Source organism: Paenibacillus sp. FSL P4-0184 (genome assembly GCF_038004625.1).
Classification (GTDB): Bacteria; Bacillota; Bacilli; order Paenibacillales; family Paenibacillaceae; genus Paenibacillus_AQ.
In genome coordinates, this window is record NZ_JBBORN010000001.1 from 2,915,175 (window position 1) to 2,938,035 (window position 22,861).

At 45.6% G+C, this 22,861-nt stretch carries 23 protein-coding genes; 20 read left to right on the forward strand and 3 right to left on the reverse strand.

All coding sequences use genetic code 11. From position 1 onward, the window contains the following. Positions 1 to 10 precede the first annotated feature (10 nt). From MKY52_RS12720 to MKY52_RS12745, 6 genes are all read left to right on the forward strand, one after another. Positions 11 to 217, forward strand: a complete 207-nt coding sequence (locus tag MKY52_RS12720) for a DUF2933 domain-containing protein (protein WP_341051604.1) — start codon at positions 11 to 13, stop codon at positions 215 to 217. Positions 218 to 482: 265 nt separating this feature from the next. Continuing rightward, positions 483 to 1,742, forward strand: a complete 1,260-nt coding sequence (locus MKY52_RS12725; protein ID WP_341053408.1) for an Nramp family divalent metal transporter — start codon at positions 483 to 485, stop codon at positions 1,740 to 1,742. A gap of 81 nt (positions 1,743 to 1,823) precedes the next feature. Next, positions 1,824 to 2,459: a TrkA C-terminal domain-containing protein gene (locus MKY52_RS12730; protein WP_341051605.1), complete on the forward strand. Its 636-nt coding sequence runs from the start codon at positions 1,824 to 1,826 to the stop codon at positions 2,457 to 2,459. 193 nt (positions 2,460 to 2,652) lie between these two features. After that, a complete protein-coding gene (locus MKY52_RS12735) occupies positions 2,653 to 3,792 on the forward strand; it encodes an ABC transporter ATP-binding protein (RefSeq protein WP_341051606.1) in 1,140 nt (379 codons plus the stop codon). Further along, entirely contained in the window at positions 3,789 to 4,445 is a 657-nt protein-coding gene (locus MKY52_RS12740) for an ABC transporter permease (RefSeq protein WP_149644861.1), read from the forward strand. The genes MKY52_RS12735 and MKY52_RS12740 overlap by 4 nt, the downstream gene beginning before the upstream one ends. Positions 4,446 to 4,486: 41 nt before the next feature. Next, positions 4,487 to 5,401, forward strand: a complete 915-nt coding sequence (locus MKY52_RS12745; protein WP_341051607.1) for a glycine betaine ABC transporter substrate-binding protein — start codon at positions 4,487 to 4,489, stop codon at positions 5,399 to 5,401. 72 nt (positions 5,402 to 5,473) lie between these two features. Here MKY52_RS12745 and MKY52_RS12750 read toward each other — a convergent pair whose 3' ends face one another. Further along, positions 5,474 to 6,625, reverse strand: coding sequence for an N-acetylmuramoyl-L-alanine amidase (locus tag MKY52_RS12750; RefSeq protein ID WP_341051608.1), 1,152 nt, complete (start codon positions 6,623 to 6,625; stop codon positions 5,474 to 5,476). Between the two features lie 157 nt (positions 6,626 to 6,782). Here MKY52_RS12750 and MKY52_RS12755 point away from each other — a divergent pair, with 157 nt between their 5' ends. Together MKY52_RS12755 and MKY52_RS12760 are read left to right on the forward strand one after the other, a co-directional pair. Then, the gene (locus tag MKY52_RS12755; protein WP_042191948.1) at positions 6,783 to 7,790 is read left to right on the forward strand and encodes a TIR domain-containing protein; all 1,008 of its coding nucleotides are present in this window, start codon (positions 6,783 to 6,785) and stop codon (positions 7,788 to 7,790) included. Further along, positions 7,787 to 8,023, forward strand: a complete 237-nt coding sequence (locus MKY52_RS12760; protein WP_076285512.1) for a hypothetical protein — start codon at positions 7,787 to 7,789, stop codon at positions 8,021 to 8,023. The genes MKY52_RS12755 and MKY52_RS12760 overlap by 4 nt, the downstream gene beginning before the upstream one ends. Before the next feature lie 258 nt (positions 8,024 to 8,281). Here the strand turns inward: MKY52_RS12760 and MKY52_RS12765 are convergent, their stop codons facing one another. Beyond that, entirely contained in the window at positions 8,282 to 9,391 is a 1,110-nt protein-coding gene (locus tag MKY52_RS12765) for an LLM class flavin-dependent oxidoreductase (protein ID WP_341051609.1), read from the reverse strand. A 242-nt stretch (positions 9,392 to 9,633) separates the two neighbouring features. Here MKY52_RS12765 and MKY52_RS12770 point away from each other — a divergent pair, with 242 nt between their 5' ends. The 11 genes from MKY52_RS12770 to MKY52_RS12820 all read left to right on the forward strand — a co-directional run bounded on the left by MKY52_RS12770 (position 9,634) and on the right by MKY52_RS12820 (position 20,435). Further along, on the forward strand, positions 9,634 to 10,971 hold the full coding sequence (locus MKY52_RS12770) for a PQQ-binding-like beta-propeller repeat protein (protein ID WP_341051611.1): 1,338 nt from the start codon (positions 9,634 to 9,636) through the stop codon (positions 10,969 to 10,971). Between the two features lie 166 nt (positions 10,972 to 11,137). Then, entirely contained in the window at positions 11,138 to 12,421 is a 1,284-nt protein-coding gene (locus MKY52_RS12775; protein ID WP_341051612.1) for an ArsB/NhaD family transporter, read from the forward strand. 181 nt (positions 12,422 to 12,602) lie between these two features. Then, positions 12,603 to 13,379: an ABC transporter ATP-binding protein gene (locus MKY52_RS12780; protein WP_341051613.1), complete on the forward strand. Its 777-nt coding sequence runs from the start codon at positions 12,603 to 12,605 to the stop codon at positions 13,377 to 13,379. Positions 13,380 to 13,483: 104 nt separating this feature from the next. Continuing rightward, entirely contained in the window at positions 13,484 to 14,287 is an 804-nt protein-coding gene (locus MKY52_RS12785; RefSeq protein ID WP_341051615.1) for an ABC transporter permease, read from the forward strand. A 36-nt stretch (positions 14,288 to 14,323) separates the two neighbouring features. Then, complete coding sequence (locus tag MKY52_RS12790) at positions 14,324 to 15,211, forward strand: ABC transporter permease (protein WP_341051616.1); 888 nt, start codon at positions 14,324 to 14,326, stop codon at positions 15,209 to 15,211. Between the two features lie 23 nt (positions 15,212 to 15,234). Further along, a complete protein-coding gene (locus MKY52_RS12795; protein ID WP_341051618.1) occupies positions 15,235 to 16,842 on the forward strand; it encodes an FAD-binding protein in 1,608 nt (535 codons plus the stop codon). Continuing rightward, positions 16,839 to 17,171, forward strand: a complete 333-nt coding sequence (locus MKY52_RS12800) for a 4Fe-4S dicluster domain-containing protein (RefSeq protein ID WP_076285505.1) — start codon at positions 16,839 to 16,841, stop codon at positions 17,169 to 17,171. Before MKY52_RS12795 ends, MKY52_RS12800 begins: the two co-directional genes overlap by 4 nt. 48 nt (positions 17,172 to 17,219) lie before the next feature. Continuing rightward, positions 17,220 to 18,278: an ABC transporter substrate-binding protein gene (locus MKY52_RS12805; RefSeq protein WP_339243516.1), complete on the forward strand. Its 1,059-nt coding sequence runs from the start codon at positions 17,220 to 17,222 to the stop codon at positions 18,276 to 18,278. A gap of 39 nt (positions 18,279 to 18,317) precedes the next feature. Then, positions 18,318 to 19,928: an FAD-binding protein gene (locus tag MKY52_RS12810; RefSeq protein ID WP_341053409.1), complete on the forward strand. Its 1,611-nt coding sequence runs from the start codon at positions 18,318 to 18,320 to the stop codon at positions 19,926 to 19,928. Beyond that, a complete protein-coding gene (locus tag MKY52_RS12815; RefSeq protein ID WP_076285502.1) occupies positions 19,925 to 20,266 on the forward strand; it encodes a 4Fe-4S binding protein in 342 nt (113 codons plus the stop codon). Before MKY52_RS12810 ends, MKY52_RS12815 begins: the two co-directional genes overlap by 4 nt. A 37-nt stretch (positions 20,267 to 20,303) precedes the next feature. After that, positions 20,304 to 20,435 (forward strand): hypothetical protein, encoded by a 132-nt coding sequence (locus MKY52_RS12820; RefSeq protein WP_341051620.1) that lies wholly within the window; start codon positions 20,304 to 20,306, stop codon positions 20,433 to 20,435. Positions 20,436 to 20,471: 36 nt separating this feature from the next. Here the strand turns inward: MKY52_RS12820 and MKY52_RS12825 are convergent, their stop codons facing one another. Beyond that, positions 20,472 to 21,017, reverse strand: coding sequence for a glutathione peroxidase (locus MKY52_RS12825; protein ID WP_341051621.1), 546 nt, complete (start codon positions 21,015 to 21,017; stop codon positions 20,472 to 20,474). 680 nt (positions 21,018 to 21,697) lie between these two features. Here MKY52_RS12825 and MKY52_RS12830 point away from each other — a divergent pair. Next, a complete protein-coding gene (locus MKY52_RS12830; RefSeq protein ID WP_341051623.1) occupies positions 21,698 to 22,774 on the forward strand; it encodes a bifunctional 3-deoxy-7-phosphoheptulonate synthase/chorismate mutase in 1,077 nt (358 codons plus the stop codon). The last annotated feature ends 87 nt before the right edge of the window (positions 22,775 to 22,861 follow it).

A 22,861-nucleotide genomic window follows, 5' to 3' on the forward strand; every position in this document is an offset into this window, starting at 1 on the left:
AGGTAATGCTATGAATTGGTCTTGGTTAATCACATTGATCTGTCCTTTGATGATGTTATTTATGATGTTCGGACTGGGTGGGAAACATGGACACGGGCACGGGCATGGGTCGAGAAAGCAAGCGTCGCCTGATTATCTGGAGCTTCAGAAAGAATTGAATGAGCTGAAAATGCAGAATGAACAAATGAGAAGAGATATTCAAAGTCTCACACCATAAGCTTTCGGAGTAATTGGCTTAAACCGGGCGAAGATCGGGTAATTCCTGATGTCGTCCGGTTTTTTTGTTCTTGGTCGTAGGTGGACAAGCATATGAAAATTTCTTATGAAACATATTTACATTTTTCAGAAATGAGCATATACTTTAAATATAAGTTGCACAGAGGAAACTTTCGTGTATATAGACAACTTTTTTTTGGGCAAGAGGAGGAATTGACATGTTGGAACAAACTTTAATAGAAAAACCACATATAGAACAACCGCATATGAGACAACATAAAAACTCCATTTCGGCGCAAGCCGTACTTAATGGGGAGACCAAAGGAATTAAAAGATTACTTCCTTTCTTAGGTCCAGCGTTTATCGCTGCAGTTGCTTATCTGGATCCAGGTAATTTTGCCACCAACATTACGGCGGGTTCAAAATACGGCTATCTTTTATTGTGGGTGATTGTAGCCTCGAATTTAATGGCCGTTCTTATTCAGGCGTTATCCGCCAAGCTTGGTATTGCTACAGGAAAGAACCTACCGGAGATCGCTCATGATCGTTTTCCGAAGAGTGTATCGATCTTCTTATGGATTCAAAGTGAACTGGTGATTATAGCTACGGATCTGGCGGAGTTTATCGGGGCAGCATTGGGGCTTTATCTATTATTTGATATTCCCATGCTGCCGGCAGCACTCATTACTGCGGTCGGTTCATTTGCTATCCTAGAGCTTCAGCGCCGGGGTTACCGTTCCCTTGAGGCCGGAATTGCTGCAATGATTCTTATAGTTGTATTAGCCTTTGCTTTTCAAGTTATTGTAGCTAAACCAGATATGGGTGCTGTTGCTGTAGGCATGTTTACACCTAAGTTTGAAGGGGTGGACAGCATCCTTTTGGCCGCAGGAATTCTAGGCGCAACCGTGATGCCACATGCCATTTATCTACATTCATCACTTACACAGAACCGTATCGTAGGAGTAAATGAAGCGGAAAAGAAACAGATTTTTAAACTGGAATTCATAGATATTATTATTGCGATGATTATTGCAGGTGCAGTGAATCTGGCAATGGTTATTGTCTCAGCCGCATTATTTTTCAAAAATGGTATCGTGGTTGAGGATTTGGATGTTGCGTTTCAGCAATTTAGTCACTTAGCTGGACCCGTAACGGCGATCTCGTTTGGTTTAGGACTACTCATCGCTGGACTATCGAGCTCTTCTGTAGGAACTATGGCTGGTGATGTAGTGATGCAAGGCTTCATCAACAAAAGAATTAACCTGTACTTACGCCGTGCGATTACGATAATTCCACCTTTGGCTATCATTGGCTTTGGTGTAAATCCAACGAAGGCGCTCGTTATCAGTCAGGTGATCTTATCCTTTGGGATTGCCTTTGCCCTGGTACCACTGGTGATGTTTACAAGCAATCGTCAGATAATGGGCGGGTTAGTGAATCGTAAGATGACAGCTGCTCTGGGCTGGATTATCTCCGGTCTGGTTGTATCGTTAAATTTATTTTTGGTATATCAAATATTTGGATAAGGCAGGACATCTTTATTTGGTGAGTGAAAAAAGGTATACTTGAGCATGTTTATAATTCACGCCAGAGTAAGGAGATCGACAATGTCCATGCAAGAAATATCCGGTTATAAGTCTATAGCCCTTGATATTGCACAAAGAATTGTAAGCGGGGAATTTCCCGTACAGAGTAAGCTATCCGGGCGTTCTCTATTGGCAGGGCAATATCATGTTTCTCCAGAAACGATTCGTAAGGCTATGGGATTATTGAAGGATGAGAATATAGTGTTTGTTTCGCAGGGAAAAGAGATTATTGTCATCTCTGATCAAAAGGCGTATGAGTATATTACCAGGAATAATTATCTGAAATCAGCTTATTCGTTGAAACAGGATCTACAGCAATTATTGCTTGAAAAGAAGAAGCTCGACGGTAAATTTGAGAAGCTACTAACTGGAATTATCGAGGCATCAGACCGGATGAAGAATTTAAAACCGTACCACCCGGAAGAAATTACAATCCATGAAGAATCACATGTGGTTGGTAAAACCATTGGAGCATTACAATTTTGGCAGAATACAGGGGCTACTATTATAGCGCTTCGCCGAGGTGCTGATATAACCATCTCTCCAGGTCCGCATGTCATACTCAGAGAACATGATGTACTTGTAGCCGTTGGTGATGAGAAAATGTACCAAAGAACGGAACAATTTATCAATAAAAATGCAGAAAATCATTTATAATAATAGCTTAAAAAAGGCTATCCAGCGGGGGTTATCACTGGATAGCCTTTTTTTATAATTAACATATTACAATTATTAACAAACAACCTATTGAATTCGTGTAGGTTGTCAGTTTGGGGATTGTTTGTTATAGTTTAACTTACAGAGTAATTGGAGAGATGATCTGGCGATAGATATTAGAAGGAGGAACCTCATGCTGAAATTTGAAGGAGTAGGTAAGAAGTATGCTAATGGTTATGAAGCAGTTAAGAACATTAGTTTTGAAATCGAAGCTGGAGAAATACTAGTACTGATCGGTCCCAGTGGTTGCGGAAAGACAACAACAATGAAAATGATAAATCGTCTTGTCCCGCATACATCAGGGCATATTTATATCCACGGCAAAGATATTACCAAGGAGAACCCCGTAACCCTCCGCAAGAACATCGGTTATGTTATTCAGCAAGCTGGTCTATTCCCGCACTACACCATAGAAGATAATGTAGGCTTGATTCCCGACCTAAAGGGCTGGGAAGTGAAGAAGAAAAAAGAACGGGTGCTCGAAATGCTCCGCCTAGTCGGACTTGATCCGGTTATATTTGCCAAACGTTACCCGAAACAATTATCAGGTGGGCAGCAGCAGCGTGTAGGTGTAGCTCGTGCATTGGCAGCTGATCCCGAGATTATATTGATGGATGAACCGTTTGGCGCTTTGGACCCCATTACCCGTGAACAGCTGCAAGATGAGTTGCTACGCATGCAACAAGAAGTGAAGAAGACAATTGTATTTGTAACACATGATATGGATGAAGCACTGAAGCTTGGAGATAAAATCGCTATTCTTAAAGATGGTGAAATCGTTCAACTAGATACACCATATGAGCTGCTCAGCCGCCCTGCTAATGATTTCGTAGAATCATTTATCGGCAAAAACCGTATTTACCAAAACCCTGAGTATATCCCCGTAACAGAAGTTATGCGCGACAATCCATCTACATCTCTTCCAGGGCGCACGCTGGGTAAAGCTCTTACCTTTATGCGTCAACGCAAAATGGATACATTACTGGTAGGAAACGAGAAAGGTAAGCTGCTTGGCATAGTCTCCGCTTATGATGTTACCGCCAAAATGGAACAAAGCCTTACTATCGAAGAAATTATGACACCACCTGGGGTGGTGCTGCAGGATACAGCAACAGCAAGAGACGCATTATCATTGATTACGGAAGCTCCATACGGCATTATTCCGATTGTAACCGCTGAGGGGAACATTGCCGGGATTGTTACAAGAGGCAGTCTTCTGACGGCGTTTGCTGCACAATGGGGAGGCACGAAAGAGGAGGAAGTGTCTGTATGAGAGATCAATCGTTATGGCAACAACTCATATATCAATTAGATTTACGTAGGGAAGATTTGATTCATTCTATGGGAGTGCATATGCAACTTGTGCTCTTGTCCATGTTATTTGCAATTATTGTTGGCATTGCGCTTGGAATTATGATTACACGGGTTAAACCTCTGAAAGGTATTACGCTTGGTGCGGCTGGGATTCTTCAGACAATACCTAGTCTGGCGATGCTCGGATTTATGATTCCTCTATTTGGCATAGGGATGAAGACGGCAGTTGTAGCTTTGTTTCTGTATTCACTGCTGCCAATTATACGCAACACCTACACGGGAATTACAGATGTGGATCCGTCTATAGTAGAAGCGGCCCGGGGAATGGGAATGAAGAGCTGGCAGATTCTATTCAGGGTTCAACTCCCTTTAGCTTTAAGTGTAATTATGGCAGGGATCCGTACTGCTGCAGTTATTAATGTCGGGACTGCAACACTGGCAGCCTTTATCGGTGCTGGCGGATTGGGTGAATTTATTTTCCTGGGTATTCAACGGAACATCGAAGCACTAACCTTACTTGGCGCTATTCCGGCCGCGATTCTTGCACTCGTGCTGGATTATCTGCTTGGATTGCTTGAACGGTTAACGACTCCAAAGGGATTGAAAGTATAACTAAAACTCTGGTCTCGAAAGAATATAAAAGGGGAGATTATATGAAAATTCCAAAATTGATGACAGGCGTTCTAACTACAGTATTAATGGGAACGCTACTTGCTGGGTGTGGTGGCGGGAATAATAACGCTGCTGCGGGTAACAGTGGAGAAATCACGATTGGCTCCAAAAACTTCACGGAGAATGTTTTACTCGCTCATATGATGGCAGATTTGATAGAAGATAAAACAGATATTAAAGTGAAGCGCCAGATGAACTTGGGAGGCTCTAATGTAGCTTGGAGTGCACTTGAGAATAATAACATCCAGCTATATCCGGATTACACCGGTACCATTGTAGCTAATTACTATCAGGAGAAGACAGGAAACTCCGAGGAATCGTTGGCCAAAACCAGAGAACTGCTTGAAAAAGATGGACTGGCCTTTCTGGATCCATTCGGTATAAATAATACCTATACTTTAGCTGTTAGTCGCAAAACGGCTGAGAAGTACAATCTAAAGACTTTCAGCGATTTGGCGAAAGTATCTGGAGAAATGGTTCTTGGCGTAGAGTTCGAGTTCTTGGATCGTGAGGACGGGTACCCAGGTATCCAGAAACTTTACGGTATGGATTTCAAGCAGAGCAAAGGAATGGACCATGGTATCATGTACCGTTCGATCGACGATGGGGAAACAGATGTAACCAATGCATATGCGACGGATGCGCAAATTAAAGTACATGATCTGGTGATTCTGCAGGATGATAAAGAATTCTTCCCACCTTATGATGCAGGACCGATTATTCGTCAGGAAACGTTAGATAAATACCCTGAATTGGAAGGCATCTTAAATCAATTGAACGGACAGATCAGTGACGAAGAAATGCAGCAATTGAACGCAGAGGTTGATGTGGATGCGCTCAAGGAAGAGGATGTAGCTCGTAATTTCCTGATCAAGAAGGGATTAATAGAAGGCTAAATATGAAATACAAACTAAAGCAGGCTAGGGAATTTCCTAGCCTGCTTCTTTGCTGATTATTTATAGGTGTGGCTAGTTTTTGAAATAGTCTGCCAATCCTTCCGCGATAGCCTTGGCTGCTTTTTTCTGATAGGAGGATTTGCGGACAATAGATTCATCTATAGGATTGGTAAGGAATCCGAGTTCAACTAAGGTAGCTGGAATTCGATTCTCCCTCAGGATGTGATAATCGCCAAAGGACAACCCGTTGCTCTTAAGACCGATACCTTGTCCCAGCCGGGTTTCAATGGCTCGTGCCAGCTTCAGATCATCGGATTCGGAGTAAAAGAAGGTCAATGTCCCGGACACTTTTTTCGGAGAAGAATTATAATGAATGCTTACAAATGCATCTGCACGCAGAGCCTCACTCATCTGAACACGCCGAGCGAGTGTAGGCTTCTGATCCTCCCGGGTACGTGTCATTTCTACCCGTGCACCTTTAGCTACAAGGGCATCGCGAACATAAATTGCAGTTTGCAGATTCAAATCCTTTTCCATGGTGTTATATGTAGTGCCGAGCATTCCCGGATCACTGCCGCCATGACCGGGATCTACGACGATTAATTTTCCTCGTAAATTTCCTGTGCGCGAAATGTTGCTTGTAGTGCTTGTACTTCTTGGCGTGGTTCCAGATCGGATATATTGCGCTGCGACCCAACCGATGTCACCGCTAGCTGTTCGAATTCGTGCCCAATCGTTCTGACGAAGGAGGAGGGTAGCTGTATCCTTAGCTTTTAAAGAACCGAGTACCTTATATTGTGTGCCTGGACCGCTTCGTACGCGTAGTGAATCTGCCGTAACTGTAACCTTTGTGGTACTACTCAAGGCGCTGGTTGAGGTGGAAGAAGTAGTACTGGGTTTGGAAGCTACCGATGATCCAGAAGCGCCAGATTGCTTGGAGCTATTGTTCACCTTTTTAAGGTAATAGCCGGCTACCCAGCCAGAGGTGTTCCCCGTCTTAACCTTCAACCACCCGTGTTGTTCATCGGTCACAGTTACCTTTGCTCCGTTCTTAATAGATCCTACAACAGTTGCATTCTTTGCCGGCTCACTGCGTACATTTAAAGAGTTCGCGTATACCTGAGCGGTATAACTAACTGCTGCCGTTTTAGCTTCAGCAGGCTGTGACGCTGTTATACCCATAAGGCTTGCTGCAAGTAATGTGACACCTATCATTTTTTTCATAGTATCCTCGCTTTTTCAAAGTAGTCGTAATTTTTTACCCACTTTACGAGGTTTAGAATAATATTTTTTGAGATATTTATGAGAACTTGGCCTCTTTTCCGGTAGTCTAAAGACTTGTATAATTATTACATATCGGGAAGGATGAAGGAGCACTGCCGTGACTAAACCAAAGCTATTCATTGGATCTTCCAGGGAATCCATACGTTATGCAAGAGCGATTCATGAGCAGCTGAAGAGGGATGCTGAAGTACATCCTTGGTATGCCAATGCATTTCGAGCGAATGAATACACGATGGAGGCACTGGAGAGAAATTTGGATGAGAGCGATTTTGCAGTATTTGTGTTCTCGCCAGATGATGTTGCCAAAATACGCGGTAAATTTTATTATGTGACTCGTGATAATACGGGGTTTGAAATGGGATTGTTTTGGGCCAGATTACGGCGTAATCGTGTCTTTTGCTTAGTGCCGGATCAGGTGACTGCCCGCGACGATTTAATCCCTGGACAGAATGTTGAAGAATATCATCTGTTGTCCGATTTATCGGGAATTACAGCTTTAGAGTATGAGATGCACCATGATAATCCTACGGCTGCTGTGGATGTGAGCTGTGGTAAGATTATTGATAGTGTCCAGGGGTTTGGAAAATTCCGTGACCCGGTGAAAGATTTAGAGCAGCTAAAGATGGAATTAAGGCGCAAAGAAAGTATCCTTCATTTTTTTTGGCAATATAATAGTAATGTGACCATCTCTGAGGATGGAGAGAAGTATCACGCACTCAGTGAGGCGATCCGCAATTCTTTCTTACCTCCGAAGCATTGTCGTGTGATCGGTGCTGCGATCTGGCAGGCTCAAGAGAAAGAACAGCTTGTTCAGGTGGGAGGGAATGTCGGACGTGGGCACTCCTATTCCTTGACTGTAACGAAAGGGAATGAGAAGCAGCCTAGTGTGGTAGATGCATTTTTATCGAGCAAATGGACTTTTTTTCAACGCACGGAAGTTGCGGAGGTATATATCCTATGCTATCCTCTAGGTAAGAAGTATGTTCTTTCCGTACACTTTTCAGGGAGTGATGGATTATCTGCGGATGATCTTAAGGCGGTAGTTGCGAATAATCAGGATTTATTCCGTACCATCAATCATTTAGTAGGGGAGGATTCAGCATGAAGCGAATAAAGGGTATTAACAACTTATCGGGTGCTGTTCTCCGCTCTGCAAGTGGTGGAAGCAGGAGTGCAGAAGATAATAAGAATACCACAAGCAAAACAGGGTCGAGCCATTCCGCTCAGCAACCAGCTTCAGCTCAAATTTATACTGCGCCTTCTTTAGATGGTGGAGACGATGAATATAAGAAGCTTATTAGCGGGAAGGTAGACAACAATAAACCATCCTTTGCGTGATGAGCATAAGTGGCTGTCTCAAAAGTAGTGAATCTACTTAGGGGGCAGCTTCTTTTTTTTGAGAGTAATTAGGGAAAAGCTCCCTGAAAATAGCTGATAATTACTCTAAATGAGTGAAATCAGGGAGATATTCCCTAATTCTTGAGCAGAGCTTCCGGTTCACTTCTTACAGCAAGACGCAATGTTGCAACAGCACAAAAAGCACTTCTCCACGAGCGGGAGAAGTGCTTTTTTATTTACTGGTACAGCCCCTCAGTTCTATCGGCTATTCTTCTTGGCAATTTCGCGTCGTACGACAGGGGCGACCTCAGTTGCCAATAGTTCAATAGCTTTGGCTACCTTGGCGTAAGGAAGGCCGCCGATGTCGAGCTGAGTCATAAAGCGGCTATGGCCGAACAGCTCATGCTGATAGAGGATTTTTTCAATAATTTGCTGCGGGCTACCTACAGCCATCGTGTTATCAGCAGATACATATTGCCCAAAGTCGTCACGAGATACACTGTATTCTTGACCAGGTTTTGGGCTGATGGAATTACGATAACTATAGTAGTATGGGTAATATTCATCGAGCGCTTGCTGTGAAGTTTCGGCAATGTAGCCGTGGCTAGTAATCGCAATCTTTAAAGATTCAGGGGCATGACCCGCCTGAATTCCAGCGCGTCGATAAGTTGCAGCAAGCTCTTGGAAAGGTTCTGGACTACCGCTAAGAATGGCGATGGCCATTCCAGTCCCGAGTACCCCAGCTTTTTCTGCGCTTTCAGGAGAACCACCTACACCAATCCATACAGGAAGGCTTTGCTGAAGAGGGCGTGGTGCAATCTCAGAATCCTTCAAGGATGAGCGGAAGGAACCCTCCCAGTTCATAATTTCATGCTTATTAAGCTCGAGAAGCAGATTAATATTCTCGGCGAATAGTCGATGATAGTCTTCAAGTTCGTACCCAAAGAGCGGAAAAGATTCCACAAAAGCACCACGTCCAGCAATAATCTCTGCACGGCCATCTGACAGTAAATCAAGTGTGGCAAAATCCTCGAATACGCGCACGGGATCAATGGTGCTTAATACAGTAGTGGCGCTCGTCAACTTGATTCTGCGGGTAACCTGGGAGATGGCTGCCAGCACGACTGGAACCGAAGAAATCGCAAAATCAAGACGATGATGCTCACCTACACCGAATACATCAAGCCCAGCCTCATCCGCCAGCTTGGCCGCAGCTACAACTTCGTCGAGTCGTTGTTTCGGGCTGATCTTATTCCCGGTATGACAATCAGCTACAATGTCTCCTAAGGTGTAGATACCGAATTCAAAATCGGATGCTGGTGCTGTGGTTACCTCGTTACTCATGATTACAAACCCCTCGTTACTCATGATTACAAACCCCTCGTTATTCATATATTTGATAAAGCTTGTTCGTTTATAGAAGAATGTGATTATTATAACACAATAACTTACAAATTGTAAGTTTATGAGTAAATGTTTTGATTTCTGCTCTTGCAGATGTCAAAATGAGGAAGAATAATCCATGTTCTTACATCCTGCTCGTCATTAGTATTATATTTTATTTTGAGAATCTATCCAATTGAAGCATTTATATGAGGAGGCGTGTGGTGGTGAGAGGAACATTATTGAAGTCATATCTTCGTAATGCGATTATTGGTTTAGGGGTATTGCTTATGGTAAACCCGGTACAAGCTGCTGCGGTTGATTCGCACACTTCCTTTATAGGTTCGAATTTAGATGATTATTATGTAAATTTATCTGCTGCGAAGGTTGAGTGGTCCACTACGATGGATTTGCCAACGCTAGGAGATATACCGACGGACTACATTATGGGCAAGGGCGTTGTTGCAGTTGGTGCGGGCAAAGCTTTTATCCTACAAAAGGGTCAGCTTTTAGCCATTAACGCCCAGACGGGGAAAGTGGTGTGGAAATACGGCTCCAAATTAAAGGCACCGTTACTTTACCAAGATGGTGTGGCCTATGTGACTTCAGAGGCAGGCACAATCTATGCAGTCAACGCGGCTACTGGAAAAAATAAATGGAGTTCATCGGCAAACATTAAAGGGATCAGCCAATTAGTTATTGATAAAGATCAGCTTTTTGCTGCCAATGGTGATATTCAAGCCTACAATCTGAAAGATGGGAAACTGCAGTGGCGTGATAATTTCGGTGAAAAGCTGTATGAACCGTTCATGGTTGAGGGAAACCTGATATTAGCTCAAAACTCAGAATCCGGAGCGTATACGTATGACATTCTACATGCCTTTGATCGAACAACGGGTAAAGAGCTTTGGAATAACAGAGATCATTATTTTCCGATTACTGAGATTAATGGAACGCTTATAACACAACGGAAGGCTACCTTATTTGATGCTCTTCCTCTTACTACACTCGACAGTTTGGATGTTAAGACAGGTAAAGTAGTGAAGACGGTAGTTTATAACCCTGCTAATATTGACCCAAATGATCCTGAAGCACCAAAGGGAGGCATTGCTTGGAGTGACGGTGACAGAATTTTTATAACAGGACAAAAAGGTGTCTACAGCTATCCAGTCAATGCTGATCCTGCTACCGTAACACGCGATAATTATTCTTACGAATCCATCGGAGCTAAGTTAGCCTACGCCGCTGGTCCTTATGATGGAAGAATTCTTTTTAGTAACGAACAGAGCATTTATGGTGTTAAAATGGCGAATAAATCAGCGGTTCAGTACAGTGGAATCAGCAATCCGATTGCCCGCTTCGATCTGCTTGGACATGGCATGTATGTAACCCAGACTGACGGCAAATTAATCGCGATAGATTTGATTTCCGCAAAACCGGTTGTGCAGCTCAAAACATCAGGTAGAGTGTTCGGCCCAACCTTGCTGGAAAGCGGTATGATTATTGTGCAGAGCAAAGGTATTTTGACCGCTTTCAAGGAGCCTCAGGTTTTGAAAATGAAATAATCGACTCCATAAAAAACGTCTCTCCGATAAATACTCGGCAGAGTCGTTTTTTATGGATTAATCCACAATTCCAGTGCGAAAAATACAAATCTATTTTATGATAAATAGGTTATATAATGAGTAGGTTATACATTAACGAAATTAAAGAGAAGGACCGGGGGATATCATGGAACAGCAAGCGATTTGGGCGATAGGTATTTTTCTACTGATTTATGGACTGATTATTTCTGAGAAAATTCACCGTACGATCTTAGCGATGTTAGGCGCAATTGTTATGGTAGCGATGGGCATTGTGGATCAGGAGACGGCACTGCATCACATTGATTTTAATACCATCGGATTACTTGTAGGCATGATGATGATTGTAGGGATTACTGCAGAGACAGGACTTTTTAAATATGCGGCAGTGAAATCAGCAAAACTGGCGAAAGGGAAGCCGAGAAGAATCCTGATTGCTTTGTTTGTTGTTACTGCTGTGGCTTCTGCTTTCTTGGATAATGTTACAACAGTGCTACTTATGGTGCCTGTTACCTTCAGTATTACAAGGCAACTGCGCATAAATCCGCTGCCTTTTTTGATGTCACAAATTATTGCATCGAATGTCGGTGGGACGGCAACATTGATCGGAGATCCACCGAATATTATGATCGGAAGTGCTGTGAAAGAGCTGACTTTTATGTCCTTTATCAGCAATCTAACACCTGTGATTATCATCATTATGTTAGCGTATATCCCGCTTTTACTACTGATGTTTGGGAAGCAAATTAAATCCACACCGGAATTGCAGCAGAGTATCATGGACATGGATGAGAAGGCAATGATTACGGATAATAAATTGCTGCGAAAATGCCTGATTGTACTTGGAATTACGATTACTGGGTTCTTTTTACATCAGGCGTTACATTTGGAGTCAGCCACGGTAGCCTTAGCAGGGGCTTTTTTACTGCTCTTATTAACCGGAGGAGAACACATGCTGGAAAAAGCTTTTCACAGCGTGGAATGGATTACAATCTTCTTTTTTATCGGACTGTTTGTTTTGGTATCAGGACTCGTCGAGACAGGTGTCATCGCGGAGCTGGCTGCCAAAGCGATTGATTTAACGGGTGGGGATGTGCTCATGAGCTCAATGATGATCTTATGGGTCAGTGCAATTGCTTCTGCGTTTCTTGATAATATTCCTTTTGTAGCAACGATGATTCCTTTGATACAGGAGATGGGGCAGATGGGGATCACCAATCTGGAGCCCCTTTGGTGGAGTCTAGCCTTGGGTGCCTGCTTGGGTGGCAATGGTACATTGATCGGTGCCAGTGCTAATCTGATCGTTGCTGGTCTAGCTGGAAAAGAGGGCTATCCGATTACATTCATGAAGTATTTGAAGGTGGGTTTCCCTTTAATGCTGCTGTCCATTGTGATCTCAAGCATATATTTATATTTAAGATATTTGATGTAAACAAGTGTGTCTGAAAAAAGTTTTATTGTTGACAGCTTTTCAAATGGATGATATTTTAAATATTATAATTCCAATTGATTTACTTTGAATAAAAATTACCGACTGTTCCTACAGAGGTATTGCGAATGTAAAAGCGCAATACCTCTGTTTTTTTGTATACAGAATTTAAGGAGGGGTCACGATGGGAGAAGCGTTGCTGTCGATTTCAAATCTAAATAAACGTTTTGAGTCTACCGGAGGTCATGTTCAGGCACTGTATAATGTTGATCTCCATGTGCAAGAGGGTGAATTCATTACGGTCATCGGGCCCAGTGGCTGTGGCAAAAGCACGCTGCTGCGCATCGTGGCCGGTTTGGACAGTGGATATACGGGGAGCGTTACCTTAGGAGGGATGGAGATTGGGGGTCCCGGAATCGATAAGGGATTTATTTTTCAAGAGCATCGTCTCTTTCCTTGGCTCACCGTAGAGAAGAATATTGCTTCTGATTTGCCGCTAGGCAACAAAGAAATTAGACGTAAGGTCGATGAGTTGATTGATCTCGTCAAGTTAAATGGGTTTGAGAAATCCTATCCCCGGGAGTTATCGGGAGGGATGGCCCAGCGGGTGGCGATAGCCCGTGCGCTACTGCGAAATCCCAAAATCCTGCTGCTGGATGAACCGTTTGGTGCACTGGATGCGTTCACTAGAGCGCATATGCAGACGGTGTTACTGGACATTTGGCGGGCCAACAAAACAACCATGATTTTTGTAACGCATGATATTGATGAGGCTGTATTTCTAGGTAACCGGGTAGTGATTCTAGAACCTCGCCCCGGGAAAATACGTAAGATTGTCCCGGTTGATTTGCCGTATCCACGTAAAAAAACAACGTCTTCCTTTCAAGAGCTACGCCTGAAGGTGCTGAATTATTTTGAAAAAGTCGATGAGCTTGAGCTTATTGACGGGGCAGGAATATAAATATGTCGACCATACCAATGGAGACCTCCGAAAGTGTTCAATATTCGAGGGTCTCTTTTTGTTATTTAAAGAGATTGTAAAGCTAAAAAAGGTGGGTGCAGAGCATGACAAACCGGGCTATAGCCGTAAGAACTTCCGGACGCCCCGGAAAGGTAACAACATTGGGACTAGGCCTTCTGCTGCCGGGCACTGTGCTGATTCTGTGGCAGACCCTTGGACACTATGGAATGATCTCAGAGATGCTGTTCCCGACGCCGTATACCATTGCTGAATCATTTGTATCTTTGGCTGCTTCAGGGGATTTATGGCCGAACTTTAGGATCAGCTTGGTCAGAGCCCTTTCCGGATTCCTGCTCGGTGGTGGACTTGGTCTGCTATTAGGCATTCTCGTAGGTCTGTTCCGCAGATCAGAGAAATTGCTAGATCCATCCCTGCAAATGATTCGCATGATACCAAGCTTGGCGGTAGTGCCGCTATTCATTTTATGGTTCGGGATCGGTGAGGAGTCTAAAGTGCTGTTGATTGCTAAAGGAGCATTTTTTCCGCTTTATATTAATACGTTCATGGGTATTCGCGGCGTGGATAATAAGCTGTTCGAAGTATCTCGAGTGCTTGGATTCAGCCGGTTAAAGCAGGTTGTAAGACTAGTACTTCCAGCCGCATTGCCGAATATTATTCTCGGAGTGCGCCTTTCCTTGGGGCTCTCTTGGTTAGGTCTGGTAGTCGCAGAGCTGATTGCTTCCACTTCAGGCATTGGGTATATGATGTCGGACGCGCGTCAATTCGCGGATACACCTGTGGTGTTCGTGGGAATTATTATTTTTGCCATTGCAGGACTGGTGAGTGATTCTATTGTTCGCTACATTGAACGCCGGCTGCTGAGATGGCAGGACAGCTATCGCGGATAAACAGAAAACGCGCGAGAAACGAAAGGGGGATGCGCCATGAGCGATGGAGCAGAAGCTATTTTGAATAACACTACAAGAGCAAGAGATTCGCTAGATAGCAGTGATATTGCCCCTTTATCGACTAAGACATTGGAGAAATCCGCGGTACCTATAGCATGGAAATCTCTACTGTCAGATTGGGGAACGGGCGCTATCATTCCGGTGGTGACAATAGTACTTTGGCAGCTGGCAGGAAGCACCGGACTGATCTCCGCGCAGTTTCTGCCGACTCCATTGTCGATCGCCAGAGCTTTTACAGGCCTATTGGTGACTGGAGAGTTAACTCATCACCTAGGTGTCAGTATGGGAAGGGCGGGAGTTGGATTTCTTATCGGAGGCGTTCTAGGCCTTTTATTCGGAGTACTGACTGGCTTGTTTCGCAGTGTGGAATATGTGCTCGATCCTAGTGTTCAGGTCCTTAGGCTTGTTCCTCATCTAGCTATAGCACCGCTGATTATTTTGTGGTTCGGCTTTGGGGAGATGTCCAAAGTAGTGATCATTCTGACAGGGTCGTTCTTTCCACTCTATATTAATACGTTTATGGGCATCCGCAATGTGGACAATAAGCTGTTTGAGGTGTCCCGGGTGTTAGGCTTTAGCCCTTACCAGAGGCTGCGCAGGCTGATATTACCGGCAGCACTACCCGGGATTTTGTTAGGGTTGCGACTGTCATTGGCTGTAGCATGGATCGGTCTTGTTGTAGCTGAACTCATTGGATCACAATCCGGCATTGGATTCCTGATCAATGAGGCGAAGCAGAATTCTAATACAGAGGTTGTGTTTGTAGGCATTATTATCTTTGCTATTGTCGGCAAGCTAATCGATTCTTTGTTCCGAATCATTGAACGCAAATTCCTGTTCTGGCGCGATAGTTACGAAGGGTAAATCATTTGAGGAGGTGTTGAGCTATGAGTGGATCGATACAAAAAGGATCGTTGAATTTGGTGGCGGATGTGCTCGTTATAGGTGGAGGACCGGCAGGAACATGGGCAGCCCTTACGGCCTCAGCGAAGGGGGCGAAAGTTGTCCTCGCAGATAAAGGCTACTGCGGTTCGAGCGGTGCAACGGCACCCTCAGGAACAGGAGTCTGGTATGTGAAGCCGGATGAGAAGCTCCGGGAGGAGGCCAAAGCAAGTCGTTATACATTGGGCGGTCAGTTGGCTGAATCCCGCTGGATGGACCGAGTGCTAGACCGTACCTATGCCAATATGAACAAACTTGGCGTTTCAGGATATCCATTCCCTGTAGATGAGCAGGGTAACCAGTATCGTAAGAGTCTTCAGGGACCGGAATATATGAAATTAATGCGTAAGCTGGTGAAAAAGGCGGGCGTTAAAATTTTAGATCATAGCCCAGCCATGGAGCTCCTAGCGGATGAGCATGGCGTAGCTGGAGCGGCTGGAGTCCATACGCAGAGTGGCGACACCTGGACTGTTCAGGCAGGAGCGGTTGTTATTGCAACTGGTGGATGTGCTTTTCTAAGTAAGGCGCTTGGTTGCAACGTGCTTACTGGTGATGGCTATTTATTTGCTGCGGAAGCCGGAGCGAATCTGTCAGGTATGGAGTTCTCTAATGCCTACGCGATTTGCCCTACATTCTCATCGGTGACTAAGACAGCGTACTACAGTTATGCCAGTTTTTATTATGAGGATGGGAGCATTGTGGAAGGTGCGGGTTCCAAGAAAGGGCGTTCAGTTATCGCTCGGAATCTGCTAGCAGGCAATCAGGTGTATGCCAAGCTGGATGGAGCGCCAGAGGATTTAAGACCGCTGCTGCGGGTGGCGCAGACGAACTTTTTCCTGCCCTTTGATCGACAAGGGATCGATCCTTTCAAGGATGCTTTTCCGGTTACGCTTCGTCTGGAAGGAACGGTTCGTGGGACGGGTGGTATTCATATCACAGACGAAAGCTGTGGTACAGGTGTTCCCGGACTTTATGCGGCAGGAGATGCAGCTACCCGTGAGCTAATTTGCGGGGGATTTACTGGTGGTGGCAGCCATAATGCGGCTTGGGCTATGTCATCCGGCAGTTTTGCAGGAGAAGGGGCTGCTGTCTATGCGCAGAGCCTTGGCTCGAATGCAGCGTACCGTAATCCAGTCGGCTTATCATCTTCCCCACTGGTTCATCAAGAAGTGAAGCCTGGAGTATCAGCTCATACGTCAGAGGTTGTGTCTGCTGTGCAGGCTGAAGTGAAGCCGTATGACATTAATTTATTCCGTACGGATAAAGGGCTGACCTCTTCATTAGGTCGTCTGGATGAATTGTGGAAAGAACAGCGTAGCCGTGAGATTCAGCGTACACCTGAAGGGGTTAAAGCGCGTGAAGCAGAAGCAATGACCGCAACCGCCCGCTGGATGTACAATTCCGCGCTTGCCCGTACGGAGACGAGGGGCATGCATAAGCGTGAAGATTTTAAGGGAACGGATCAAGAACAGCATCATCGCTTGATTAGCGGTGGATTGGATCAGGTATGGGTGAAGACAGAAGCCGTGGCCAAGGAGGGTGTTCTATCGTGATAGAGGTGATCAGCGCTGCCAGATGTGTAGAGTGCAACCAATGTGTATCGGTCTGCCCGACCAATGTCTTCGAACGGGTAGAGGATGGCATTCCTGTTATTGCCCGGCAGAGCGATTGCCAGACTTGCTTTATGTGTGAGCTGTATTGTCCTGTGGATGCTCTATACGTTGCGCCAGATTCAGAGAAAGTGATTGGGGTGACAGAGGCAGGGCTAGAGGAGCAGGGATTACTTGGTGGTTACCGTGAAAAGGTAGGCTGGGGCAAAGGCAGACAACCGGTAGCAAGTCATGACTTTATGTACAAATTGGCGTCGAGGGCAGGGTTCTGACCTTGATTAAGATTAAGATAAATAACATAAATCTAGGGGGAGAAAGAAATGAAACCAGCGTACAGAGAGATTCAAGGGAAACGTTCTAAAAGGATACGATTTGCACTTTTAACTACGATTATGATGGTTATGCTGGTTCTTCAGGCTTGCGGAAATAACGCTGGAGGAAATGGAGCATCTGCATCCGGCGGCTCTAGTACAGAGAAATCTGGAGGCAAAGCCGAAAGTAACGTTCCAGCGGTACTGAACTTTGGTTTTATAGGCTCTAATAAGCTGAATGTGCCAGGTGGCGCGGAGGGCTGGGGCTTTTATAAAGGGATCATTCAAGAAGAGTTGAAGAAATATGGCATTACTGAAGTGAAGCTTACGGGCTTTCCAAACGGTCCTGATCAGACAGAATCCTTAATTAGTGGTCGATTAGATATCGGCAGCCTTGGGGATACACCTGCTATTATTGCTTATGCTTCTGGCGCCAAGACACGTCTGATTTCACAATCCTCAGCCAACACTATCGGTTATCTTATCGGTAAGAAGGATGGACCAAAGACGGTGAAGGATCTGCAAGGGAAGACTATTGCCATTCAAAAAGGCTCTTTCATGCACCGCTATGTGGTTGGATTACTTCAGGAGGAAGGCGTAACTGACTATAAACTCGTGCATATGCTCATTCCGGATGCTACCGCAGCTTTGGCCCGTGGAGATGTAGATGCTACGACTAATTTGGGTGTACCTGCGCTGAAGTTAATTGACCAAGGTTACACTCACTTAGACGATGCCTCAAAGCATCCGAACTTGCTTGGCACTAGTGCAACTGTCGTGTCCGAGGACTATCTGGCGAAATTCCCTGACTTTCCGAAGGCGTGGAACGAAGCCCGTGAGAAAGCCTTGGCGGATTTGAAACAACACGAGGATGAATATTATCAATTTCTGGCCGAAATCGGAGATACAACGCCAGAGCTGGCGAAGCAAGTAAATCCAATTAGTGATATCAAAGATACCGCGTTCACTGACGAAGGAACCAAGCTACTGGAGGGTACCAAGAACTTCCTTGTCGAAGAAAAATTAGCGAAAAAAGACTTTAATATTAGCGATTGGCAGCTGAAATAACAATTGCTTGGAAAGCGCAAATGCTTGGGAGGAAAAGATATGTCGCAGCTTAAGAAGGAAATGACAGTGGATGTGCTCGTGCTTGGCGGAGGTCCCGCAGGAGCTTGGGCGGCATGGAGTGCAGCGTCGCAAGGTGCAAAAGTAGTCCTGGCCGATAAGGGCTACTTGGGCACAAGCGGCGCCACTGCTCCGGGCGGTACAACGCTGCTCGTTATCCCTCCAATTGCCGAGCTGCGTGAGCAGGCGGTTCAATCCAGACTAAAAGCTGGTGGATATCTGTCGGAGAATGCTTGGATTCACCGCGTGCTGGATCAGGTAGAGCAGAATCTGGCTCTAGTTGAGCAGTGGGGTTATCCTTTTCCGAAGGATGAAGAAGGTAACTCACTGCGTACACATCTGCATGGACCAGAGTACATGCGGATTATGCGAAAAGTTGTCCGCAAAGCGGGGGGCACGATCCTCGATCAGTCGCCAGCGCTAGAGCTTCTTCAGGATGAACATGGGGTTGGCGGGGCACGTGGGATCAACCGTCTGACAGGGGAGTCTTGGGAAGTGAAGGCAAATGCCGTTGTGATGGCAACCGGAGGCTGTGCTTTTCTCAGCAAAGGTCTTGGCTGCAACGTACTGACAGGCGAAGGGCTGTTGATGTCCGCTGAGGTGGGAGCCGATTTGTCAGGCATGGAATTCAGCCGCCAATACGCTCCGAGCTTTGCAGATGGGACTGTAACACGTGGCCGTATGCTAGCTTGGGCAACGCTTTATGACGCTGACGGTCATCCGCTGCATAAAGGGGATCGGACCTTTGGTAGCATTCCTGAAATGATGCTCAAGGGGCCGGTTTATGCTTCGCTCGATCTGGCAGATACAGCGGAGAAACAGGATTTTCTGCGAAAAGCGCATCCGATTTTCTTTATGCCGCTGGAGCGTGCGGGAATTGATGCGTTTAAGCAGAAATTCCCGCTCACCCTGCGCTATGAGGGAACCACGCGCGGCACGGGTGGTTTGCGCTTAACGGGCACGGATTGCCGGACGACCGTGCCCGGACTCTATGCGGCCGGAGATGCCGCATCTCGCGAGAAAGTGACCGGCGCCATCTCCGGCGGCGGGGCTTATAATGCTTCCTGGGCCATATGCAGCGGAAGCTGGGCAGGCCAGGGAGCCGCGCAGCATGCGCGGTCCAGCCGAGGGCAGGCGAACAGCCGCAATCTGACCGCAGCGGGACGCTACGGTTTGGCGGCTGGCGCCGACACCTCGGAAACGCTGGAGGTGAAGCCGCTTGTCGCGGCGATCCAGCGTGAAATCTTACCGCTGCAGATTAATTATTTCCGCAGCGAACCGGGGATTTCTTCAGCCTTGAAGCGGCTGAATGCCTTGATGCCCTTCTTGAACGGGCGGGTTCCCGCTACCGTACAGGGCATCGTGCAAGCACGCGAAGCCGCCGCTATGCTCGCGGTCGGCAGATGGATGTACACTGCCGCGCTGGCCCGGAAGGAGACGCGCGGCCTGCAAAAGCTCGCGGAATATCCGGAGCTTGATCCGCGTCAAACCCACCGGCTGATTGTATCCGGTATAGAGCAAATAAGCATCGGTACCGAGGCTGTGCCCCATGCTCATGAACTGAATTTACTAAAGGAGGGGCAGGCGATATGATTGAACTAATCAGCGTGGAACGCTGCGTGGGTTGTAAACTGTGCACGAAAGTATGTCCGACAAACGTATTCGAAATGCAGGGGAAGATTCCGGTTATTGCGCGTCAGGAAGATTGCCAGACTTGTTTTATGTGTGAAGCTTATTGCCCTGTAGATGCACTTTATGTAGCACCACAGGCAGATCAGCTGATCGGTGTAAATGAGGAGGCGCTAATCCAGACAGGGTTGCTAGGGAGCTGGCGGGCTGAGATCGGCTGGGGACCGGGCGCTAACGGCTCAATGGCTGAAAGGGATACCACCCCTTATTTTGAAGTGTTTACCGAGCAGTACCGTACGTGAAAAAGCCGCCCAGAGTTGGAGTCTGGGCGGCTTATTGTTGTATAGAAATTCAATCAATATAGGCCTTTCTCCCGGGATTTCCGCCGCCAAGAGCGGTTTCATTCAAGAAATCTGGGGACAACAGCGGCCGGATGTCCAATTATTCACCGCAGTGACTACTGTGCTTTAAGTTGATATCATTAGTTCGGTATATATCTAAAAAAATCTATAGCAGTGCTTCGATCGCTGGCTCAATATCCAGCGGATCCACAGTAGATTCGAATCTTGTAATTACATTGCCTTCGCGATCAATTAGAAATTTAGTAAAGTTCCATTTGATTTCGTCATCTTTCAGTGCTTCCGGATCTTTGCTCTCAAGCATGCTTTGAAGCAGCTTTCCTGAAGAATGGTTCATGTCGAAACCTTCAAATCCAGCCTGCTCAGTAAGGTGAGTGAAGAGGGGATGTTTATTTTCGCCCTTTACTTCAACCTTCTCAAAGAGAGGGAATGTAACGCCGTAATTGATTTGGCAAAATACATTCACTTCTTCATTGCTGCCAGGCTCCTGCTCCCCAAACTGATTGGAAGGGAAACCGAGAATTTGGAAGCCGCGATCTTCGTACCGCTCATAGAGCTTTTGCAGGTCGGAGTATTGGTGGGTAAACCCACACTTACTTGCTGTATTTACAATCAAAAGTACTTTACCTTTATATTCCTCTAGTTCGATCTCTTTTCCTCGGATACTGCGTGCTGTATATGGATAAATGCTCATGCTGCTACATCCCTTCAGTTATGTATTGTCAACGCTAAAGCTGCCAGTGAATACGAACAGGAAATATTTTCAATGATTTAATTGTAAACAATCAAAATATCGCTGTCAACTTCATACATAGAGAGGGATTGGAACCTTTAAAGCAGTGGCAGAATAGTATGGGTATGGGTTATTTCATACTTCAAAGTCTATTCAAGCGAGTTGTTATAAGAATAATTGTATCTCATATGATTTTATTGCGTTAAAGCTACTCAGCGTTCCATTATTATCTTGCATCGGAAACATTTTTTGATTAAGATAGCAGAAACCAGCGCAAAAGACGCGCTGACATAAATAAGACTATGACGAAGAGAGTAAGCATTATAGCGGATCTTAACAGGGAAGGCGTGCCGGAGACTGAGAGCACCCTCATGAGACGATTAATGCCGAAGTTCACTTCCGAGTCGGCCCCTGAAGTAGTTTGTCACAGGTCGTGACAGGTATGAGTAGGGAGGCCCGCGCCCCGCGTTACTGGGTTTAAGATAGAGTTAATCTTTAGTCGAGGGAATCCGATTTTCTATTCCTTTGTGCTAGTTTAAGGGTTAATTCTAAATAAGGGTGGTACCACGGCTCCTCGTCCCTTGCGACGGGGGGCCTTTTTGCGTTTCAAATTATAAATAAGAAGAGGGAGTGGAAGGGTAATGAGTAACGTAGAATTGGATGTTCTTAGAGGTCGTCTGGATGAAATTAATGGGCAATTGCTGGAGCTGATTTCCGAGCGGGCTAAAATTGTGCAGGAGATTGGAGTAGTTAAAGAAAAGCAAGGTGTGCCTAAATTCGATCCAGAACGTGAAAAGAAAATGCTGGATCAGCTCGTAGCGAGCAACAAAGGACCTTTCACTAACGGAACCATCCGCAGCCTCTTCAAACAAATTTTTTCAGCATCTCTGGACTTACAATCCGATGAACATAAAAAAACTTTACTAGTAGCGCGTAAGAGTCACAAAGAAGACACTGTGATTGTTCTGCCGGGAGATGTTACTGTTGGCGGTACTTCTTCACTGATGGTAGCTGGTCCTTGCTCTGTGGAAAGTGAACTACAGACCCGCACCGTAGCTGCAGCCCTGCAAAAAGCTGGTGTACGTGTTATGCGTGGAGGTGCCTTCAAGCCGCGGACTTCTCCTTATGATTTCCAAGGTCTAGGTATGGACGGCCTAAGAATATTACGTGAAGCAGCAAATGATTATGGTCTGCTGACCATCAGTGAAATTGTAGATCCAAGACATATTGAAGAGTCCTTAGATTATGTAGATATCATCCAGATCGGTGCACGGAACATGCATAATTTCGAGCTGCTAAAAGCGGTCGGAGAAGTCAATAAGCCTGTACTGCTGAAACGCGGATTGGCTGCTACGCTCGATGAATTCATACATGCAGCGGAATACATCATGTCTCGTGGTAATACACAAATCATGTTGATTGAACGCGGAATTCGTACGTATGAAAAAGCGACCCGCAACACGCTCGATATCTCAGCAGTGCCTATTCTTAAGCAGGAATGCCATCTGCCAGTATTGGTCGATGTTACTCACTCCACAGGACGCAAAGATATTCTTATCCCTTGTGCAAAAGCCGCACTCGCAGCCGGAGCCGATGGTATTATGGTCGAGGTTCATCCTGATCCTGCAACTGCGTTGTCCGATGCCGCGCAGCAGCTGAATATTGATGAGTTCAACAACTTCTTTAATGAAGTGAAAGCTTCCGGACTATACCGGTAATCTAGAAATATAGAATTTGAATGATATTTCAAGGATTGGCTAGAAAATGAGGTGAATAAGCGCTTACAAGTCTATCTAATCTTTTTG

Excerpts from the sequence above, each read along its gene's own strand:
- MKY52_RS12720 (WP_341051604.1), top strand. The coding sequence starts at position 11 with ATGAATTGGTCTTGGTTAATCACATTGATCTGTCCTTTGATGATGTTA.
- MKY52_RS12725 (WP_341053408.1), top strand. The coding sequence starts at position 483 with ATGAGACAACATAAAAACTCCATTTCGGCGCAAGCCGTACTTAATGGG.
- MKY52_RS12730 (WP_341051605.1), top strand. The coding sequence starts at position 1,824 with ATGTCCATGCAAGAAATATCCGGTTATAAGTCTATAGCCCTTGATATT.
- MKY52_RS12735 (WP_341051606.1), top strand. The coding sequence starts at position 2,653 with ATGCTGAAATTTGAAGGAGTAGGTAAGAAGTATGCTAATGGTTATGAA.
- MKY52_RS12740 (WP_149644861.1), top strand. The coding sequence starts at position 3,789 with ATGAGAGATCAATCGTTATGGCAACAACTCATATATCAATTAGATTTA.
- MKY52_RS12745 (WP_341051607.1), top strand. The coding sequence starts at position 4,487 with ATGAAAATTCCAAAATTGATGACAGGCGTTCTAACTACAGTATTAATG.
- MKY52_RS12750 (WP_341051608.1), bottom strand. The coding sequence starts at position 6,625 with ATGAAAAAAATGATAGGTGTCACATTACTTGCAGCAAGCCTTATGGGT.
- MKY52_RS12760 (WP_076285512.1), top strand. The coding sequence starts at position 7,787 with ATGAAGCGAATAAAGGGTATTAACAACTTATCGGGTGCTGTTCTCCGC.
- MKY52_RS12765 (WP_341051609.1), bottom strand. The coding sequence starts at position 9,391 with ATGAGTAACGAGGGGTTTGTAATCATGAGTAACGAGGTAACCACAGCA.
- MKY52_RS12775 (WP_341051612.1), top strand. The coding sequence starts at position 11,138 with ATGGAACAGCAAGCGATTTGGGCGATAGGTATTTTTCTACTGATTTAT.
- MKY52_RS12780 (WP_341051613.1), top strand. The coding sequence starts at position 12,603 with ATGGGAGAAGCGTTGCTGTCGATTTCAAATCTAAATAAACGTTTTGAG.
- MKY52_RS12785 (WP_341051615.1), top strand. The coding sequence starts at position 13,484 with ATGACAAACCGGGCTATAGCCGTAAGAACTTCCGGACGCCCCGGAAAG.
- MKY52_RS12790 (WP_341051616.1), top strand. The coding sequence starts at position 14,324 with ATGAGCGATGGAGCAGAAGCTATTTTGAATAACACTACAAGAGCAAGA.
- MKY52_RS12795 (WP_341051618.1), top strand. The coding sequence starts at position 15,235 with ATGAGTGGATCGATACAAAAAGGATCGTTGAATTTGGTGGCGGATGTG.
- MKY52_RS12805 (WP_339243516.1), top strand. The coding sequence starts at position 17,220 with ATGAAACCAGCGTACAGAGAGATTCAAGGGAAACGTTCTAAAAGGATA.
- MKY52_RS12810 (WP_341053409.1), top strand. The coding sequence starts at position 18,318 with ATGTCGCAGCTTAAGAAGGAAATGACAGTGGATGTGCTCGTGCTTGGC.
- MKY52_RS12815 (WP_076285502.1), top strand. The coding sequence starts at position 19,925 with ATGATTGAACTAATCAGCGTGGAACGCTGCGTGGGTTGTAAACTGTGC.
- MKY52_RS12825 (WP_341051621.1), bottom strand. The coding sequence starts at position 21,017 with ATGAGCATTTATCCATATACAGCACGCAGTATCCGAGGAAAAGAGATC.
- MKY52_RS12830 (WP_341051623.1), top strand. The coding sequence starts at position 21,698 with ATGAGTAACGTAGAATTGGATGTTCTTAGAGGTCGTCTGGATGAAATT.